General features: G+C 71.2%; 14 protein-coding genes. 5 read left to right on the top strand and 9 right to left on the bottom strand.

Annotated features, from left to right (window positions below; translation table 11 throughout):
* Positions 1-205: 205 nt before the first annotated feature.
* Complete coding sequence (locus ACIQNG_RS31430; RefSeq protein ID WP_401438742.1) at positions 206-1231, top strand: 6-phosphofructokinase; 1026 nt, start codon at positions 206-208, stop codon at positions 1229-1231.
* A 153-nt stretch (positions 1232-1384) separates the two neighbouring features.
* On the opposite strand, the gene ACIQNG_RS31425 is transcribed toward ACIQNG_RS31430, so the two are convergent.
* The 5 genes from ACIQNG_RS31425 to ACIQNG_RS31405 form a co-directional block, all read right to left on the bottom strand.
* Complete coding sequence (locus ACIQNG_RS31425; protein ID WP_401438739.1) at positions 1385-2221, bottom strand: carbohydrate ABC transporter permease; 837 nt, start codon at positions 2219-2221, stop codon at positions 1385-1387.
* A 6-nt stretch (positions 2222-2227) separates the two neighbouring features.
* Entirely contained in the window at positions 2228-3118 is an 891-nt protein-coding gene (locus tag ACIQNG_RS31420; protein WP_401439038.1) for a carbohydrate ABC transporter permease, read from the bottom strand.
* Positions 3119-3200: 82 nt separating this feature from the next.
* Positions 3201-4571, bottom strand: a complete 1371-nt coding sequence (locus ACIQNG_RS31415; protein WP_401489687.1) for an extracellular solute-binding protein — start codon at positions 4569-4571, stop codon at positions 3201-3203.
* A 204-nt stretch (positions 4572-4775) separates the two neighbouring features.
* Positions 4776-5567 carry a response regulator gene (locus tag ACIQNG_RS31410; protein WP_401438733.1) on the bottom strand — a complete coding sequence of 264 codons (792 nt, stop codon included), beginning with the start codon at positions 5565-5567 and terminating at the stop codon, positions 4776-4778.
* Positions 5564-7609: an ATP-binding protein gene (locus ACIQNG_RS31405; RefSeq protein WP_401489859.1), complete on the bottom strand. Its 2046-nt coding sequence runs from the start codon at positions 7607-7609 to the stop codon at positions 5564-5566. Before ACIQNG_RS31405 ends, ACIQNG_RS31410 begins: the two co-directional genes overlap by 4 nt.
* A 125-nt stretch (positions 7610-7734) precedes the next feature.
* On the opposite strand from ACIQNG_RS31405, the gene ACIQNG_RS31400 reads away from it, so the two are divergent.
* The 4 genes from ACIQNG_RS31400 to ACIQNG_RS31385 all read left to right on the top strand — a co-directional run bounded on the left by ACIQNG_RS31400 (position 7735) and on the right by ACIQNG_RS31385 (position 12714).
* Positions 7735-9183, top strand: a complete 1449-nt coding sequence (locus ACIQNG_RS31400) for a cation:dicarboxylate symporter family transporter (RefSeq protein ID WP_401489856.1) — start codon at positions 7735-7737, stop codon at positions 9181-9183.
* 232 nt (positions 9184-9415) lie between these two features.
* The gene (locus ACIQNG_RS31395) at positions 9416-9841 is read left to right on the top strand and encodes a MerR family transcriptional regulator (RefSeq protein ID WP_401438731.1); all 426 of its coding nucleotides are present in this window, start codon (positions 9416-9418) and stop codon (positions 9839-9841) included.
* Between the two features lie 24 nt (positions 9842-9865).
* Positions 9866-10198, top strand: a complete 333-nt coding sequence (locus ACIQNG_RS31390) for a thioredoxin family protein (RefSeq protein WP_401489684.1) — start codon at positions 9866-9868, stop codon at positions 10196-10198.
* 284 nt (positions 10199-10482) lie between these two features.
* A complete protein-coding gene (locus ACIQNG_RS31385) occupies positions 10483-12714 on the top strand; it encodes a HelD family protein (protein ID WP_401489853.1) in 2232 nt (743 codons plus the stop codon).
* Here the strand turns inward: ACIQNG_RS31385 and glgB are convergent.
* From glgB to ACIQNG_RS31365, 4 genes are all read right to left on the bottom strand, one after another.
* The gene (gene glgB / locus ACIQNG_RS31380; RefSeq protein ID WP_401489683.1) at positions 12700-15114 is read right to left on the bottom strand and encodes a 1,4-alpha-glucan branching enzyme; all 2415 of its coding nucleotides are present in this window, start codon (positions 15112-15114) and stop codon (positions 12700-12702) included. The two genes, ACIQNG_RS31385 and glgB, sit on opposite strands and share 15 nt — an antisense overlap.
* A 31-nt stretch (positions 15115-15145) precedes the next feature.
* Entirely contained in the window at positions 15146-16516 is a 1371-nt protein-coding gene (locus tag ACIQNG_RS31375) for a maltokinase (RefSeq protein ID WP_401489681.1), read from the bottom strand.
* 90 nt (positions 16517-16606) lie between these two features.
* Positions 16607-18307 carry a maltose alpha-D-glucosyltransferase gene (gene treS, locus ACIQNG_RS31370; RefSeq protein WP_401489679.1) on the bottom strand — a complete coding sequence of 567 codons (1701 nt, stop codon included), beginning with the start codon at positions 18305-18307 and terminating at the stop codon, positions 16607-16609.
* Positions 18304-18738: DUF3459 domain-containing protein (locus ACIQNG_RS31365; RefSeq protein WP_401489677.1), on the bottom strand; the 435-nt coding region annotated here is incomplete at its 5' end. The genes ACIQNG_RS31365 and treS, both read right to left, overlap by 4 nt.

Genomic DNA, 18738 nt, shown 5'->3' with positions numbered 1-18738 from the left:
GGACGCCCTCGGACGTGGGTACACGCCCCCCGGGCGATTCGCTCAGCCAGGAAATTCGCTCAGCCGGGTGAACGGAACCCTCTTGACAGTACCCCCGGCGACGGTTAAGGCGCCCGTCAATGGTGGTGTGCCACGGCGGGCCGGGGGACGTGGAACAATCGGAATCGGCTCACCGGCGTCAACAGCGAGCAGGAGACACAGCACCATGCGTATCGGAGTTCTCACCGCAGGTGGCGACTGCCCCGGACTGAACGCAGTGATCCGCTCGGTCGTGCACCGTGCCGTCGCCCAGTACGGCGACGAGGTGATCGGCTTCGAGGACGGGTACGCGGGCCTGCTCGACGGCCGCTACCGGGCCCTGGACCTCAACGCGGTCAGCGGCATCCTGGCCCGCGGCGGCACCATCCTCGGCTCCTCCCGGCTGGAGCGCGACCGGCTGCGCGAGGCGTGCGAGAACGCCTCGGACATGATCCGTGACTTCGGTATCGACGCGCTCATCCCGATCGGCGGCGAGGGCACGCTGACCGCCGCGCGGATGCTGTCGGACGCGGGACTGCCCGTCGTGGGCGTCCCCAAGACCATCGACAACGACATCTCCGCCACCGACCGCACCTTCGGCTTCGACACCGCCGTCGGGGTCGCCGCCGAGGCGATGGACCGGCTGAAGACCACCGCCGAGTCCCATCAGCGGGTGATGGTCGTGGAGGTCATGGGCCGGCACGCGGGCTGGATCGCCCTGGAGTCGGGCATGGCGGCCGGCGCCCACGGCATCTGTCTGCCCGAGCGGCCCTTCGACCCCGCCGCCGTGGCGAAGATGATCGAGGAGCGGTTCTCGCGCGGCAAGAAGTTCGCCGTCGTCTGCGTCGCCGAGGGCGCCCACCCCGCCGAGGGCACCATGGACTACCGCAAGGGCGCGATCGACCAGTTCGGGCACGAGCGCTTCCAGGGCATCGGCACCGCCCTCGCCTTCGAGCTGGAACGCCGGCTCGGCAAGGAGGCCAAGCCGGTCATCCTCGGCCACGTCCAGCGCGGCGGCACCCCCACCGCGTACGACCGGGTCCTCGCCACCCGCTTCGGCTGGCACGCCGTGGAGGCCGCCCACCGCGGTGAGTTCGGTCATATGACCGCCCTGCGCGGCACGGACGTCATGATGGTCCCCCTCGCGGAGGCCGTCACCGAACTGAAGACGGTCCCCAAGGACCGCATGGACGAGGCCGAGTCGGTCTTCTAGCCGGACCGCCCCCCGGGCCGATCCCGGACCGATCCCCTGGCCGATCCCGGACCGACCCCCGGGCCGATCCCCGAGCCGCCCCCCGGACCGCCCCCCGGGCCGATCCCCGGGGAGGGCCCCTGGAGGGCCCCTGAGGGGCCCCGCCGCGGTGGCTCACCCCTTCACCGCGCCGCCCAGGGCGAAACCACCCCCCAGCCGCCGGGCCACCAGGACGTACAGCAGGATCACCGGCGTCGAGTAGATGACGGAGAACGCGGCGAGCTGGCCGTAGGCGACCATGCCGCGGTTGCCGAAGAACTCGTTGATGCTGACGGCGGCCGGCATCTGGTCGGGGGTGAGCAGCAGCATGAAGGGGACGAAGAAGTTGCCCCACATCATGACGAACGAGAACACGGTCACCACCGCGACCCCGGGCCCCATCAGCGGCAGCACGATACGCAGCAGGGACTGGAAGGAGGAGGCGCCGTCCGTCCACGCCGCCTCCTCCAGCTCTTTGGGGACACCGTCCATGAAGTTCTTCATCAGCCAGATGGCGAACGGCAGTTGGGACGCCGCGAAGAAGAAGATCGTGCCCCGCATGGTGTCGATCAGATCGACCTGCACGAACAGCGCGTAGACCGGCACCATGATGGCGGTGATCGGCAGACTCGTCGCGAACAGGATCGTCAGCAGGAACGGCCGGTTCAGCCGGGACCGGAACCGGGAGAGCGGATACGCCGCCAGCGTCGCGGACGCCACCGTCAGCGCGGTCGCGCCACCGCACAGGATCAGGCTGTTGAGCAGCGGCCGGAACGTGACGTCCTCGGTGAGCACCGCGTCGAAGTTGTCGAACGTGACCCCGTCCGGGACCCGCACCCGCAGATCGGCGCCCGGATCCACCGCCGAGAGCAGCACCCACGCCAGCGGCAGCACGAACGCCGCCGCCGCCACGACCAGCCCCGCGTCGGCGGCGAGCCTGCGGGTGGTCCGATGGCGCGCCATCGTTGTCATACCTCGTCACACCTCCGTCCGCAGCAGACGCATGTAGACCACCGAGAACAGCGACCCCACCACGAGCAGCAGCAGCGCCACCGCCGTGCCGTAGCCGATCATGCTGTTCTGGAAGGCTTGTTCGTACATGAACAGCGGCAGCGTCTGGCTCCTGTCGCCCGGGCCGCCCCGGGTCATCACCCAGATCAGCCCGAACACGGACAGCGTCTGGAGGGTGTTGAGCATGAGGTTGGTGCCGATCGAGCGGCGGATCATCGGCAGCGTGATGTGCCACATCCGCCGCCAGCCGCCCGCCCCGTCCACCTCGGCGGCCTCCTGGATCTCCTTCGGGATCTCGTTGAGCGCGGCCGAGTAGACCAGCATCGAGAACGCCGTGCCGCGCCACACGTTGGCGAACGACACCGCCAGGATCGGCAGCGTGTACAGCCAGTTCTGCGAGGGCAGATGCAGGAAGTCGAGGATCGCGTTGAGGGTGCCCTCCCGGCGGAAGAACGCGTACAGCAGGAATCCGGCCACCACCTCCGGCAGCACCCAGGCCGTGACAACGATGCCGCCGGTGAGCGTACGGACCGGCTTCGACGCCCGCTGCATCAGCGCCGCCAGCGCGAGACCCAGGGTGTTCTGCCCGATCAGCGACGACAGCACCGTGAAGACCAGGGTCAGCCACACCGCGTTCAGGAACGCCTCGTCCTGGAACGCCGTACGGAAGTTCTCCAGCCCCACGAACGACGACTCGGCCTGACCGGTGAGCTGAAGGTCGGTGAAGGCGAGGTACACGCAGTAGCCGATCGGCCCGGCCAGGAAGAGCAGCAGCAGGATCAGGGCGGGGGAGACCGGCAGGAACCGGGAGAGGGTCCGGGACCCGCGCCGGGGCGGGGTCGCCGCCACGACCGGCACCGGTTTGCGCTCGGGCTCCGGTGGGGTCTTCAGCACCGGACCGCCCGGCGTGGCCGGCCCGTTCACGGACGCGCTGTGCACGTCACTTCTCGATCACTTGGTTGTCGGTGACGTCCTTGACCGTGTCGTCGTAGCCGCTCGCGGCCTCGTCGACGGACGCGTCCCCGGTGGTCACCGCCTCCATCGCCTCCTGGATGGCGACCGACACCTTCGGGTACGCCGGGTATGCCGGCCGGTAGTGGGTGCTGGCGACCAGTTCGGTGAAGAACTCGATACCGGGCTGCGCCTTCATGTACTCCGGGTCGGCGGCCACGTCCTCGCGCACCGCGATACCGGAGTTGGCGACGTACCATTTCTGCGCGTTCTCTTTGGTCTGCATCGTCTTGATGAAGTCGAAGGCGAGATCGGGGTTGGCCGCCTTGTCCGGGATGGACCAGGTCCAGCCGCCGGACATGCTGACCTCCCCGGGCGCCTGCCCCCGCTGCGTCGGCATCGCGGCAAGACCCAGCTTCTGCGACCACTGCGGCCACTCGTGCCCGCTGCCCGGCAGCCAGTCCTGCGGCAGCCACGAGCCGTCCAGATCGATACCGAGCTTGCCCTGGGGCAGCAGCTCACCGCGGACCCGGGTACCGAAGTTGGGGTCGAGCGCGTCGGCGACGTCCGGGCCGAGCTTCTCCTGATACACGGTCTCCACGAAGGTCAGCGCGTCCTTGAACGCCTGGCTCCCGGTGACCCACTTCTTGCTGTCCTTGTCGTACAGCGGGTCGGCGGCGCCGTCGCCCGTGCCGTACAGCAGCATCTCGAAGCCCTGCATGGTGGCGGCCTCCCCGGCGGGTTTGCCGGTGTACACGTTGATCGGGGTGACGCCGGGCACCTTCTCCTTGATGGTCCGCGCGGCGGTCAGGACGTCGTCCCAGGTCTTCGGCCGCCAGTCGGCGGGCAGCCCGGCCTTGGCGAAGACCCCCTTGTCGTACCAGAGTCCGCGGGTGTCGGTGCCGTCCGGGACGCCGTACGTCTTCCCGTCCTCGCCGCGCGCCGCGGCTTTCGCCGTGTCGATGAACCGGTCCCAGTCGGCCCATTTCTCCAGATAGGGATCGAGGGGTCTGAGATAGCCGCTGGTGATGTCCGAGTTGATCAGGAAGGTGTCCTCGTAGACCAGGTCGGGGGCGGTCTTCGGGGAGCGGAGCATCTGCTGGAGTTTGGTGTAGTACTCCGAGTCCGGTGCCTTGATCGGCACGAACTCCACCTTCTTGCCCGGGTTCTCCTTCTCGAACTGTTTCCTGATGTCCGCGAGGTAGTTGTCCATCACCTTCACGGAATTGTCAGTGGACTGTTTGTAGGACACCTTCACGGTGTCGGGGTCACTGCCGGAGCCACCGCCGCAGGCGGTGAGGCCGGCGGCGGTCAGGGCCAGGGTGGTGGTGAGCAGCACGGCGGTGGGGCGCACGGGCATGACCTCCTGCGAGCGCACGAAGGGTGTGGCCGGAAGACGACTGCCCCGTGAACGTAAGCAGGGGTGCTCCGGTCCGGTCAATGCGTATGCCGGGATTGGACGTACGGCGTGTGCGGCGGCGAACGGGAGGACGACGTGCGCCGTCGTACGCGGGCGACAGCCCGGCGGCGGACCGTCCCACCCCCGGCCGGGCGGCGCCCGTGGTCAGCGGCCCTGCGCCGCGCCCCGCACCCACCGGTACACCAGTTCAGGCCGTCCCACTTGCCCGTACTGGGGGCTGCGGCCCGCCCGCCCGGCGTCCACCAGATGCTCCAGGTAACGGCGTGCGGTGATCCGTGAGATACCGACCGCCTCGGCGACCCCGGCCGCCGTCAGCCCCTCCTCGCTGGTGCGCAGCGCGCCGGTGACCCGCTCCAGCGTCGGCCCGCTCAGCCCCTTCGGCAGCGCAGCCGGGCCGGGGGCGCGCAGGGTGGCCAGCGCCCGGTCCACCTCGTCCTGGCCGCTGGCCTCACCGGCGGAGGCCCGGAACTCCGCGTACCGGACGAGCCGGTCGCGCAGGGTCGCGAACGTGAACGGCTTCAGCACGTACTGCACCACGCCCAGGGAGACGCCCTCGCGGACCACCGCCAGATCCCGGGCCGACGTCACCGCGATCACGTCGGCGTGATAGCCGGCCGCCCGCAGCGACCGGGCGAGCTGGAGCCCGTGCACATCGGGCAGATGCAGATCCAGCAGCAGCAGATCCACCGGGTCCCGCTCCAGCGCCCGCCGTGCCTCCGCCCCCGTGTGCGCCTTGCCCGCGGCGACGAACCCCGGCACCCGGCCGACGTACATCACATGCGCGTCGGCGGCGACGGGGTCGTCCTCGACGACGAGCACCCGGATGGGCCGCCGTCCGCCCGGGGCCGACGGTCCCCCGCGGACCTGCCGCCCGTCGCCCGCCGACGGATCACCGGGGCCCGGCGGCTGGCCGCCACCTCTGCCCGCGTCGTTCATCCCCGCTCTCCCGTCGTCGTCCCATACCCACCACCGCCCCGCTCCCGCCGAGCCGGCAGGATCCCTTCCACCCCGATACCGCCGGGGTCCGACGGCACGACTCGTTCCGCCCCGGTACCGCGGGGGTCCGACGGCACGGCTCGTTCCGCCCCGGTACCGCCGGGGTCCGGCCGGGGCTCCCGGTCCGCCCGGGCCGGGTCCCGTCGGCCTGGGCTGCCGGAGCCTCCGGGGCCCGTTCCGCCGGAATCGGCCGGCGCCGTGTCGACCAGGCCCTCCGGCGTCGTGCCGTGCGGGGGCGCCGCCCCCGTGCCGATCGGGCAGCCCGGTCGGCCTTCCACACCCCTACCCCCCGCGTTCTCCGAGCCGCAGGCGCTTCCCGCTCCCGGGTGCTCTCTCCCGTCCGGCACCGTACTGCCTGGCGAGGGGGCCGGGGGTCTCAGGGGGAGGCGGACCTCGAACTGGGCTCCGTCGTCGGGGGAGGGGGTCACGGTCAGGGTGCCGTTGTGGCGGTGGGCGGTCTGGCGGACCAGGGCGAGGCCGAGGCCGCGCCCGCCGGGGCCGGACGGCTTGGTGGAGTAGCCGCGTTCGAAGACCAGGTCGGTGTGGGCCGGGTCGACACCCGTGCCGGTGTCGGAGACACGGAGGACCAGTTCGGCGTCCGGTCCCGCGCCGGCGGTCTCGGTGTACACCGCCACCGTGACCCGCGCTCCGGCACTGCCCTGCGCCGCGTCCACCGCGTTGTCGATCAGATTGCCCAGGATGGTCACCAGGTCCCGGGCCGGCAGGGCCCGCGGCAGCAGCCCGTCGTCCAGACCGCCGCTCTCACGGGAGACCTCCAGCTCCACGCCCCGCTCGTTGGCCTGCGCCGTCTTGCCCAGCAGCAGCGCCGCGAGCACCGGCTCGCTGACGGCGGCCACCACCTGGTCGGTGAGCGCCTGCGCCAGCTCCAGCTCGGCCGTCGCGAAGGCGATCGCCTCGTCCGCGCGGCCCAGCTCGATCAGCGAGACGACCGTGTGCAGCCGGTTGGCCGCCTCGTGGGCCTGGGAGCGCAGCGCCTGGGTGAAGCCCCGCTCCGAGTCCAGCTCGCCCATCACGGACTGCAGCTCCGTCACGTCCCGCAGGGTCACCACCGTGCCCCGCCGCTCACCGCCGGAGACCGGCGAGGTGTTCACCACCAGCACCCGGTCCGCGGTCAGATGCACCTCGTCCACCCGCGGCTCGGAGGACAGCAGCGCCCCGGTCAGCTGCGCGGGCAGCCCGAGATCGGCGACCGAGCGGCCCACCACCTCCCCGCTGACCCCGAGCAGTTCCCGGCCGCCGTCGTTGATCAGCGCCACCCGGTACCCCCCGTCCAGCATCAGCAGCCCCTCGCGCACCGCGTGCAGCGCGGCCTGGTGGTAGTCGTGCATATGGCTCAGCTCGGACGCGTTCATGCCGTGGGTGTGGCGGCGCAGGCGGGCGTTGACGACATACGTGCCCACCGCGCCCACCGCGAGCGCCCCCGCCGCGACCCCGATCAGCGCGGTGACCTGCTCCTGCACCCGCTGACTGATCGCCTCGACCCGGATGCCCGCGCTGACCAGCCCGATCACCCTGCCGTTCTCGACGACCGGGGTGACCGCCCGCACCGACGGGCCGAGGGTGCCGGTGTAGGTCTCGGTGAACGACTCGCCCCGCTGGGCCGCCTCGATATGACCGAGAAAAGGCTTGCCTATCTGGTTCTCGTCCGGGTGGGTCCAGCGGATCCCCTCCGGATTCATGATCGTGACGAAGTCGATCCCGGCGTCCCGCACCACCCGTACCGCGTACGGCTGGAGCTGGGCCGTCGGGTCGGAGGTGTGGATCGCCTCGGCCACCGAGGGCGCGTCGGCCACCGCCCGGGCCACCGCCATCGCCTGCCGACCGGCCGCGTCCTCGGCCTGGCTGCGGTCGCTGACGTAGGTGAACAGCGCGTACCCGGCCACGAGCACGGCGATCAGCACCGCCTGCATGGCGAAGAGCTGACCGGCCAGGCTCCGGGGTCTCGGGAAGCGGATACGCAGCATGACGCCAGTGTGCCTCGCGGCGTAAGCGTGAACTAAATGAACGCAAGGGTGACCGGCCTCACAGGCCGGGAGATAGTCACGGCTATCCCCCATACCCCCCGGACGTGAGCCGCACGCCGGTGATGCCGACGACGACATCAAGGAGGGCAGCCGTGAGCAGCCGCACCCCCGAAACGGCACCTGACGCCGCACCTGCCGCACCCCGCGCCAAGCGGGACCGCACCCATTACCTCTACATCGCGGTCATCGTCGCGGTCGCGCTCGGCATCGCCGTGGGTCTGATCGCGCCCGACTTCGCCGTAGAGCTGAAGCCCATCGGAACGGGCTTCGTCAATCTGATCAAGATGATGATCGCGCCAATCATCTTCTGCACCATCGTGCTCGGGATCGGCTCGGTCCGTAAGGCCGCCAAGGTCGGCGCGGTCGGCGGTATCGCCCTCGTCTACTTCGTGGTGATGTCCCTGGTGGCCCTCGCCATCGGTCTGCTCGTCGGCAACCTGCTGGAGCCGGGCACCGGTCTCGCGGTCACCGACGCCATCCGGGAGACCGGTCAGGCGCAGGTCGACGCCGAGGCGAAGGACACCACCGAGTTCCTGCTCGGGATCATCCCGACCACGATCGTCTCCGCCTTCACCGGCGGCGAGGTCCTCCAGGCCCTGCTGATCGCGCTGCTCGCGGGCTTCGCGCTGCAGGCCATGGGCTCGGCCGGCCAGCCGATCCTGCGGGGCATCGAGCACATCCAGCGCCTGGTCTTCCGTATCCTCGCGATGATCATGTGGATCGCCCCGGTCGGCGCGTTCGGCGCGATCGCCGCCGTCACCGGCTCCGCGGGCCTGGACGCGCTCAAGAGCCTGGCCGTGCTGATGCTCGGCTTCTACGTGACCTGCTTCCTCTTCGTCTTCCTGGTGCTCGGCGCGCTGCTGAAGGTGATCTCCGGGCTCAATGTCTTCTCGCTCTTCAAGTACCTGGGCCGTGAGTTCCTGCTGATCCTGTCCACCTCCTCCTCCGAGTCCGCGCTGCCGCGGCTCATCGCGAAGATGGAGCACCTGGGGGTCAGCAAGCCGGTGGTCGGTATCACCGTCCCGACCGGCTACTCCTTCAACCTCGACGGCACCATGATCTACATGACCATGGCGTCCCTGTTCATCGCCGACGCCATGGGCACCCCGATGTCGGTGAGCGAGCAGATCTCGCTGCTGCTGTTCCTGCTGATCGCCTCGAAGGGCGCCGCCGGTGTCACCGGCGCCGGTCTCGCCACGCTGGCGGGCGGTCTCCAGTCGCACAAGCCCGCCCTGGTGGACGGCATCGGCCTGATCGTCGGCATCGACCGCTTCATGAGCGAGGCCCGCGCCCTGACCAACTTCGCGGGCAACGCGGTCGCCACGGTGCTGATCGGCACCTGGACCAAGGAGATCGACCGCGGGCGCGTGGACCAGGTGCTCGCCGGACAGCTGCCCTTCGACGAGAAGACGCTGCTGGACGACGGTCACGGCGGCGGTGGCGGCGCGGACGACGCCGAGGCCGAGGTGCCCGCGCAGCCGAAGGCCGACAAGGCGCTGGCCAAAGCCTGAGTCAGGCTTCTGGGGAGCGGGCCTCCGCCCGGCCCGCCCCCTTCCGAGGTGTCCGACCCCGCCTGAACCGGGACCGGGCACCTGACCCCGAGGACCCCGGTCCGGCTGAGTCTCCCCCCTGTCACTCAGCCGGCCCGGGGTCCTCCGGCATGCGCCCGGCGCACCGGCCCCGGCGGCGGACCGCGCGGCGCCCCTTGCCCTGACGCCGACGTCAAGGCGTACGTTCGTACGCATGCGAATCGGCGAGCTGGCCGAACGGGCCGGGACCACCACGCGTGCGCTCAGGTACTACGAGTCGCGGGGGCTGCTGCCCGCGCGGCGGGACGTCAACGGCCATCGCGCCTACGACGAGCGGGATCTGAGGCTGCTGCGGCAGATCAGGACGCTCCAGGACTTCGGGTTCGAGCTGGAGGAGACCCGGCCGTTCGTGGAGTGTCTGCGTGCCGGGCACCCCGAGGGCGACAGCTGCCCCGCCTCGCTGACGGTCTACCGGCGCAAGCTGGCCGAGCTGGACGCGCTGATCGGCGAGCTGACGGCGGTACGCGCCGAGGTGGGCGCCCAGCTCGCGCGGGCCGAGCGGGAGCGGGACGCGCTGGCCGCCGACGCGGAGGTTCCGGGAGGTCCGGAACCGGTGTGCGAACTGGGAGGAACGACATGAGGGGACCGACATGAGGGGAGCGACATGAGCGGGGCCGCCGGAGTGGCCGAGGTGTCCGACGCGGACTTCGCGGCGGAGGTGATCGGGGCGGAATTGCCGGTGCTGGTGCAATTCACCGCCGACTGGTGTCCTTCGTGCAAACAGATGGGGCCGGTGCTCAGCGCGCTCGCGACGGAGGAGGCGGAGCGGCTGAAGGTGGTCCAGCTGAACGTCGACCACAATCCCGGCACCACCCAGCGGTACAAGGTGCTGGCGATGCCGACCTTCCTGCTCTTCCGGGGCGGTGAGCCGGTGAAGTCGCTGGTGGGGGCGCGCGCCAAGCGGCGGCTGCTGGCCGAGCTGGACGAGGCCCTCTGAGCGGTTCCGCGGCGTCCCGCGGCGCCCAGAGCCCCGGCGGGCCACCGCTGAGGGCCGGCGGTGAGGGTCGGTGGTGACTGTCGATGGCTGTCGATGACTGTCGATCACACAAGAAATCCCCCGAGCAATTGCGCTCGGGGGATTTCTCGGCGTATATTCAATGGTTCGCGACTTCCTTTATCGGAGTCGCAGAACAAGCCTTGTGAACACAGTATATCCGGGCGGGAGCGGAATTGTCAAACAACGGTTTTCCAGAAGAGCCGGGCGACCAGCCGGACGTAGAAATGCGCCGCGAGCAGGAATTCATCGACGGTCTGTACGCCCGCGTCGACGTCCTGCGCGCAGCCGCCGGCCGGTCCGTCACCGACGCGCTCGCCCAGGGCGACAAGCCCATGCAGGCCCGGCTGGAACGGGACATCCAGGTCGCCGAACAGTCCGCGCTGCTCGCCGCGCTGGACGCGGTCGATGGCTCGCTCTGCTTCGGCCGGATCGACCTCGCCTCCGGCGCCGACCACCACATCGGCCGGATCGGACTGCGCGCCGACGACTCCGAGCGCACCCCGGTCCTCATCGACTGGCGGGCCGAGGTCGCCCGCCCCTTCTACCTCGCCACCGGCCACACCCCGATGGGCCTGCGCCGGCGCCGCCACATCACCACCGACGGCCACCGGGTCACCGCCCTGCACGACGAACTCCTCGACCTCGGCGACCGCGAGCGCACCGGCCACGAGGACCCCTCGGGGGACGCCGTCCTGCTCGCCGCGCTGGGCTCCGCGCGCACCGGCCGCATGGCCGACATCGTGCAGACCATCCAGGCCGAGCAGGACGAGATCATCCGCGCCCCGTACCGCGGGGTCCTGGTGGTCGAGGGCGGCCCCGGCACCGGCAAGACCGCGGTCGCCCTGCACCGCGCCGCCTACCTCCTCTACGAGCACCGCGAACTGCTCGCCCGGCGCGCGGTCCTGATCGTCGGCCCCAACCCCGCCTTCCTCGGCTACATCGGCGAGGTGCTGCCCTCCCTCGGCGAGACCGGGGTGCTCCTCGCGACCGTCGGCGAACTCTTCCCCGGCGTCAGGGCGACCGCCACCGACAGCCCCGGCGCCGCGGCCGTCAAGGGGCGCGCGGAGATGGCCGACGTGCTCGCCGCCGTCGTACGCGACCGGCAGGCGCTGCCCGACCCGGTCGTCACCATCGAGCACGACCGCGAGATCCTCATGCTGGACGACGGCCTCGTGAGCGTCGCCCGCGAACGCACCCGCGCCGTCAAGCTGCCGCACAACGTGGCCCGCGAGTACTTCGAGGGCCACATCCTCAACACGCTCACCGAGCTGTACGCCGAGCGCATCGGCACCGACCCGTACGACGGCTCCAGCCTGCTGGACGCCGCCGACCTCACCCAGATCCGCGACGACCTCGCCGAGAACCCCGAGGTCTGGTCGGCCGTGGACCAGCTCTGGCCCCGGCTCACCCCGCGACGGCTGCTCGCCGACTTCCTCGCCGCGCCGGAGGGCTACCTCGACGCGGCCGACGCCGACGCGATCCGCCGGCCGGTGACCCGGGCCTGGACCACCGCCGACGTGCCGCTCCTCGACGAGGCCGCCGAACTCCTCGGCGTGGACGACCGGACGGCCCGCGCCCTCGCCGAGCACGAGCGCGAGACCCAGATCGCCTACGCACAGGGCGTGCTGGACGTGTCGTACGCGTCGCGCACCTTCGAGTTCGAGGACAAGCAGGACAGCGACCCGGAGGCGTCCGAGGTGCTCTCCGCGCATGACATCATCGACGCCGAGCGGTTCGCCGAACGGCAGGAGGAGGCCGACCACCGCAGCGCCGCCGAACGGGCGGCGGCCGACCGGACCTGGGCGTTCGGGCACATCATCGTGGACGAGGCGCAGGAGCTGTCCCCGATGGCGTGGCGGCTGCTGATGCGGCGCAGCCCGACCCGGTCCATGACGCTGGTCGGCGACCCGGCCCAGACGGCGGACCCGGCCGGGGCGCGGTCCTGGACGTCGGTCCTCGCCCCGTACGTCGAGGACCGCTGGGAGCACACCCGCCTCGGCGTCAACTACCGCACCCCCGCCGAGATCATGGAGCTGGCCGCGGCGGTCGTACGGGCCGAGGACCCGGACTTCGAACCGCCGCGGTCGGTACGGTCCACCGGGGTACGTCCCTGGATCCGCGCCACCGACGATCTGCCCGGCGCGGTCACCGAGGCGGTCGCCGAACTCACCCCCGAGGAAGGGCGGCTGGCGGTCATCGCCCCCCGGGCCCTGCACCGGCGCCTCGCGGCCCGCCTGGACGGGGTGACGGCCGGGGAGGAACCCGACCTGACCCGCCGGGTCGTCCTGCTCGACCCCCGCCAGGCGAAGGGACTGGAGTTCGACTCGGTGCTGGTCGTGGAGCCCGGCGCCTACGGGGTCAGTGATCTGTACGTCGCGCTGACCCGGGCGACCCAGCGGCTCGGCGTCCTGCACGCCGCCCCGCTGCCGGACGCGTTGCGCTCAGGCCGGCCGTAGCCACACCGTCGCCAGCGGGGGCAGGGTCAGGGTGACACTGGCCGGGCGGCCATGGGCGGGGTGGGGCTCCGGTTTCACCGGGTCGGCGGTGGTCACCCCGCTGCCGCCGTACGCGGCCGAGTCCGTGTTCACCGTCTCGTGCCAGGCGGGGACGTCGTCGGGCACGCCCAGCCGGTAGTCCGGGCGGACCACCGGCGCGAAGTTGCTCACCGCGAGCAGCGGGGTGCCGTCGGCGGCGCGGCGGAGGAAGGCGAGGACGTTGTCGTCCGCCGCGTCGCCCGCGATCCACTCGAAGCCGGCCGGGTCGGTGTCGCGCTGCCACAGCGCGGGCGTGGCCGTGTACACCGTGTTCAGATCGCGGACCAGGTCCCGCACGCCCCGGTGGTCGGCTTCCGCCCCGTACGCCGGGTCCAGCAGCCACCAGTCCGGGCCGTGCGCCTCCGACCACTCCGCGCCCTGGGCGAACTCCTGCCCCATGAAGAGGAGTTGCTTGCCCGGGTGCGCCCACATGAAGGCCAGGTACGCGCGGTGGTTGGCGCGCTGCTGCCACCAGTCGCCGGGCATCTTCGACACCAGCGAGCGCTTGCCGTGCACGACCTCGTCGTGGGAGATGGGCAGGACGTAGTTCTCGCTGTACGCGTACACCATCGAGAAGGTCATCTCATGGTGGTGGTGCTTGCGGTGCACCGGCTCGTGCGTCATGTACGTCAGCGAGTCGTGCATCCAGCCCATGTTCCACTTCATCCCGAAGCCCAGCCCGCCGAAGCCGCTCGGCCCGTGGTGGTGGGTGGCACGGGTGACCCCGTCCCAGGCCGTCGACTCCTCGGCGATGGTCACCACCCCCGGCGCCCGGCGGTATACGGTGGCGTTCATCTCCTGGAGGAACGCCACCGCGTCCAGGTTCTCCCGGCCGCCGTGCTCGTTCGGCGTCCACCGGCCCGGCTCGCGCGAGTAGTCCAGGTAGAGCATCGAGGCGACCGCGTCCACCCGCAGCCCGTCGATGTGGAACTCCTCGCACCAGTACACCGCGTTGGCGACCAGGAAGTTCCGCACCTCCGGCCGCCCGTAGTCGAACTCCAGCGTCCCCCAGTCCGGGTGCGCCGACCGCAGCGGGTCCTCGTGCTCGTACAGCGGCCGTCCGTCGAACTCGGCCAGCGCCCAGTCGTCCCTCGGGAAGTGCGCGGGCACCCAGTCCATGATCACGCCGATGCCCGCCCGGTGCAGGGAGTCGACCAGGAAACGGAAGTCGTCGGGGGTGCCGAGCCGGGCCGTCGGCGCGTAGAACCCGGTCACCTGGTAGCCCCAGGAGCCCCCGAAGGGGTGCTCGGCGACCGGGAGCAGCTCCACATGGGTGAAGCCCAGGTCCTTGACGTACGCCGGGAGCTGCTCGGCGAGCCGGCGGTACGTCAGTCCGGGCCGCCAGGAGGCCAGATGCAGCTCGTACACCGAGAAGGGGGCCTCATGCGCGGGCACCTCACCCCGCCGGGCCAGCCAGGCGCCGTCGCCCCACTCGTACGTCGAAGAGGTCACCACCGACGCCGTCTCGGGCGGCACCTGGGTGTGCCGGGCCAGCGGGTCCGCGCGCAGCGTCTTCGAACCGTCCGGCCGGGTGATCGCGAACTTGTACTGCTCACCGGTGCCTATGGCGGGGACGAACAGCTCCCAGACGCCCGAGCCGCCCAGGGAGCGCATCGGGAAGCCGGTGCCGTCCCAGTGGTTGAAGGTACCGGCGACGCTGACGCCCCGCGCGTTCGGCGCCCAGACCGTGAAGCGGGTGCCGGACACCCCCTGATGGGTCATCGGCTCGGCGCCCAGCGCCCGCCAGAGCTGCTCGTGCCGGCCCTCGCCGATCAGATGCAGATCGAGTTCGCCGACCGAGGGCAGGAAACGGTACGGGTCCTCCGTCTCCAGCTCGCTGCCCTCGTAGCCCACCACCAGCCGGTACTCCGGCACGTCCGGCAGCGGCAGCAGACCCGAGAACAGCCCGTCGCCGTCATGGTGCAGCTCGGCCCAGACACCTCCGGAGACGACCGTGACCGACAGCGCGTACGGGCGGAACGCCCGGAACACCACCCCGCCGGGGACGGGGTGCGCGCCCAGCACCCCGTGGGGGTCGTGATGGGCCCCGGACAGCAGCCGTTCCCGGTCCGCCGCGTCCAGGTTGGGGCTGGGGGAGAGCGCGAGGGGCTCGGGAGGGGCGGGGACGGTTCTTTCCTCGGGGCTCTCCCCGGCATCCTTCGCGGGGTTCTCCCCGGCCTTCTTCTCCGTCTCCCCGGTCGCCTGCGCCTTCTTCTGGTTCCTCGGGTTCCTCGGGTTCTTCGGGTTCTTAGGGCTCTTCTGGCTCTTCTGGTTCTTCCTGGAGTTCGGGTTCGGGGTGCTGGACGGGGGACGCGGGGTCACGGACGGGGCCTCCTGCGCGCAACGGGGTGGATCAGGACGGGGCGGTGGCGAGGCGGTGGGCCGCCGCGAGGGGCACGGGGAGCCACTCGGGGCGGTGCCGGGCCTCGTAGACGACTTCGTAGACCGCCTTGTCGGTCTCGTAGGCCCGCAGGAGCACGGCGTCGGCGCGCGGGTCGTGTCCGGTCGCCTCGGCGTAACCGGCGCAGTAGGCGGCGCGGCAGTCGGTCGCCCAGGTGCCGGGCGCGGGCGGGCGGGCCGAGTGGGCGGCGTAGTCGAAGGAGCGCAGCATGCCCGCGACGTCCCGGGCCACCGGCTGCGGCATCCGGCGTTCGGCCAGCGACTTGGCGGGTTCGCCCTCGAAGTCGATCAGCGACCAGGCCCCGGAGGCGGCCCGCAGACACTGCCCCAGATGGAGATCGCCGTGGATCCGCTGGGCGGTCCAGGTGTGCCCGGCGGCGCAGTGCCCGGCGAGCGCGTCGAACGCGGCCCGCAGCCCGGGCGCGTGGGGCCGCAGCGCGGGCACCGCCCGTACGGCCGCGTCGAGCCGTGCGCGCATCCCGGTGAGCAGCGGCTCCAGCCGGGCGGGGCCGAGCGTGACCGTGGGCAGCGCGCGGGCGAGCGCGGTGTGCACCTCGGCCGTGGCGCGGCCCAGCTCACGGGCCTCGGGGGTGAAGTCCGCGCCCTCGGCCAGCCCGCGCAGCGCGCGTTCCCAGCCGTCCCCGGCGCCCGGGAGGTAGGGCTGGAGGACACCGAGGACATAGGGCTCCGCGCCCAGTTCGGCCCGGATCCACCCGGTCGGCGCGGGCACCCGCGCACAGCCCTCGCGGGCCAGGGCCAGCGGTAGCTCCAGGTCGGGGTGGATGCCGGGGGCGACCCGGCGCAGCAGTTTGAGGATCAGGGTGTCGCCGTAGACCACCGACGAGTTGGACTGCTCGGCGCCGACCACCCGGGGCGCCAGGTCCGGAGGGATACCGTGCCCGGGGTCCCGCTCGAAACGCAGCCAGCCGACACGGGCCCGGGAGCGCAGGGCCTCCAGGAGCACCTCGGCGGGCCGGGGGTCGTACACGGCGTCGTACACCGTCCGCCCGGCGAGCGGGCCCTGGCGCACCTGACCGATCAGCGCGGGCGCGAGCCGGGGCGGCAGCGCCTCGCGCGCGCCTATGAGGAGCTGGTAGCAGTCGCCCCGCTGCTCGGGCTGATGGGCCCGCACCAGCAGATGGAGCAGCGCGAGCCGGCCGCCGGGCGGGAGCAGATCGGTGGCCGCCACCAGCGAGAAGCCGCTGACCGGGCGCCCCTTGCCGGCGAACCAGCGCTGCCGGGGCAGCCAGGTGCGCAGCAGCGGTGCCAGTGAGGCGAGCAGACCGGGGCCGGTGGAGGCGGCACGGGCGACGGCTTCCGACATGGCGGGCGTCCTTTCCCCGGGGCGGGGTGTTACGTATGGGTGCCCGGGGCGGGGCGGGGGAAACCGCCCCGCCCGCGAGTTCTCCGAGTTCTACACCGCGTCCTTGCGGAGCCGGAACCAGTAGAAGCCGTGACCCGCGAGGGTCAGCAGATAGGGGAGCTGACCGATGGCCGGGAACCGCACCCCGCCGATCAGCTCCACCGGGTGGCGTCCGGTGAACTCCCGCAGATCCAGTTCGGTGGGCTGGGCGAACCGCGAGAAGTTGTTCACGCACAGCACCAGGTCGTCCTTGTACTCGCGCAGGAAGGCGAGGACGGCCGGGTTGGTGGAGGGGAGTTCGGTGTAGGTGCCGAGGCCGAAGGCGGGGTTCTGCTTGCGGATCTCGATCATGCGGCGGGTCCAGTGGAGCAGTGAGGCGGGGGAGGACATGGATGCCTCGACGTTGGTGACCTGGTAGCCGTAGACCGGGTCCATGATGGTGGGGAGGTAGAGCCGCCCCGGGTCGCTGGAGGAGAAGCCGGCGTTGCGGTCGGGGGTCCACTGCATGGGGGTGCGTACGGCGTCCCGGTCGCCGAGCCAGATGTTGTCGCCCATGCCGATCTCGTCGCCGTAGTAGAGGATCGGCGAGCCGGGCAGGGAGAGCAGCAGGGCGGTGAACAGCTCGATCTGGTTGCGGTCGTTGTCCAGGAGCGGGGCCAGCCGCCGGCGGATGCCGATGTTGGCGCGCATCCGCGGGTCCTTGGCGTACTCCGCGTACATGTAGTCGCGCTCCTCGTCGGTGACCATCTCCAGGGTCAGCTCGTCGTGGTTGCGCAGGAAGATCCCCCACTGGCAGTGGGAGGGGATGGCGGGGGTCTTCGCCAGGACCTCGGAGACGGGGTAGCGGGACTCGCGACGCACGGCCATGAAGATGCGCGGCATGACGGGGAAGTGGAACGCCATGTGGCACTCGTCGCCGCCGGAGGCGTAGTCGCCGAAGTAGTCGACCACGTCCTCGGGCCACTGGTTGGCCTCCGCCAGCAGCACCGTGTCCGGGTAGTGGGCGTCGATCTCCTTGCGGACCCGCTTGAGCAGGTTGTGGGTCGCGGGGAGGTTCTCGCAGTTGGTGCCCTCCTGCGCGTACAGATAGGGCACGGCGTCCAGGCGGAAGCCGTCGATGCCCAGGTCCAGCCAGAAGCGGAGGGCGGAGACGATCTCCTCCTGGACCACCGGGTTCTCGTAGTTGAGGTCCGGCTGGTGGGAGAAGAAGCGGTGGAAGAAGTACTGCTTGCGGACGGGGTCGAAGGTCCAGTTGGACGCCTCGGTGTCGACGAAGATGATGCGGGCGTCCTGGTACTGCTTGTCGTCGTCGGCCCACATGTAGTAGTCGCCGTAGGGGCCGTCGGGATCCTTGCGGGACTCCTGGAACCACGGGTGCTGGTCGCTGGTGTGGTTCATGACGAAGTCGACGATGACGCGCATGCCGCGCTGGTGGGCGGCGTCCACGAACTCCACGAAGTCGGCGAGGTCGCCGAACTCGGGCAGGACGGAGGTGTAGTCGGAGACGTCGTAGCCGCCGTCGCGCAGCGGCGACTGGAAGAAGGGCGGCAGCCAGAGGCAGTCGACGCCGAGCCATTGGAGGTAGTCGAGTTTGGCGGTGAGGCCCTTGAGGTCGCCGATGCCGTCGCCGTTGCTGTCCTGGAAGGAGCGGACGAGGACTTCGTAGAAGACCGCGCGTTTGAACCACTCCGGGTCCCGGTCCTTGGCGGGCGTGTCCTCGAACGTGTCCGGGACGGGCTCATTCACAGTCATGGTGTGGGTGACCCTCCGGTCTGCTGGATGGACGGTCGCAGGACGGTCAGCAGGTGCGCGGGCCGGCGGCCCGGTTCCAGTCGCACATAGTTGGTCCTGCCCCAGTGGTAGGTCTCGCCGGTCAGCTCGTCGCGCACCGGCACCGTCTCGTGCCAGTCCAGGCCGAGACGCGGCATGTCCAACGAGACCGTGGCCTCCTGGGTGTGATGGGGGTCGAGGTTGGCGACCACCAGAACCGTGTTCGAGCCCGAGCGCTTGGAGTACACGATCACCGCGTCCTGATCGGCGTGGTGGAAGTGCAGATCGCGCAGCTGACGCAGGGCCGGACTGGCACGCCGGATGGTGTTGAGGCGGGTGATGAGGGGGGTGAGGGTGCGGCCCTCGCGTTCGGCGGCCTCCCAGTCACGGGGCCGCAACTGGTACTTCTCCGA

The sequence above is a fragment of the Streptomyces sp. NPDC091377 genome, assembly GCF_044757045.1.
In the GTDB taxonomy this organism is placed as follows: Bacteria; Actinomycetota; Actinomycetes; order Streptomycetales; family Streptomycetaceae; genus Streptomyces.
This window is presented reverse-complemented; position numbering and strand designations above follow the sequence as displayed.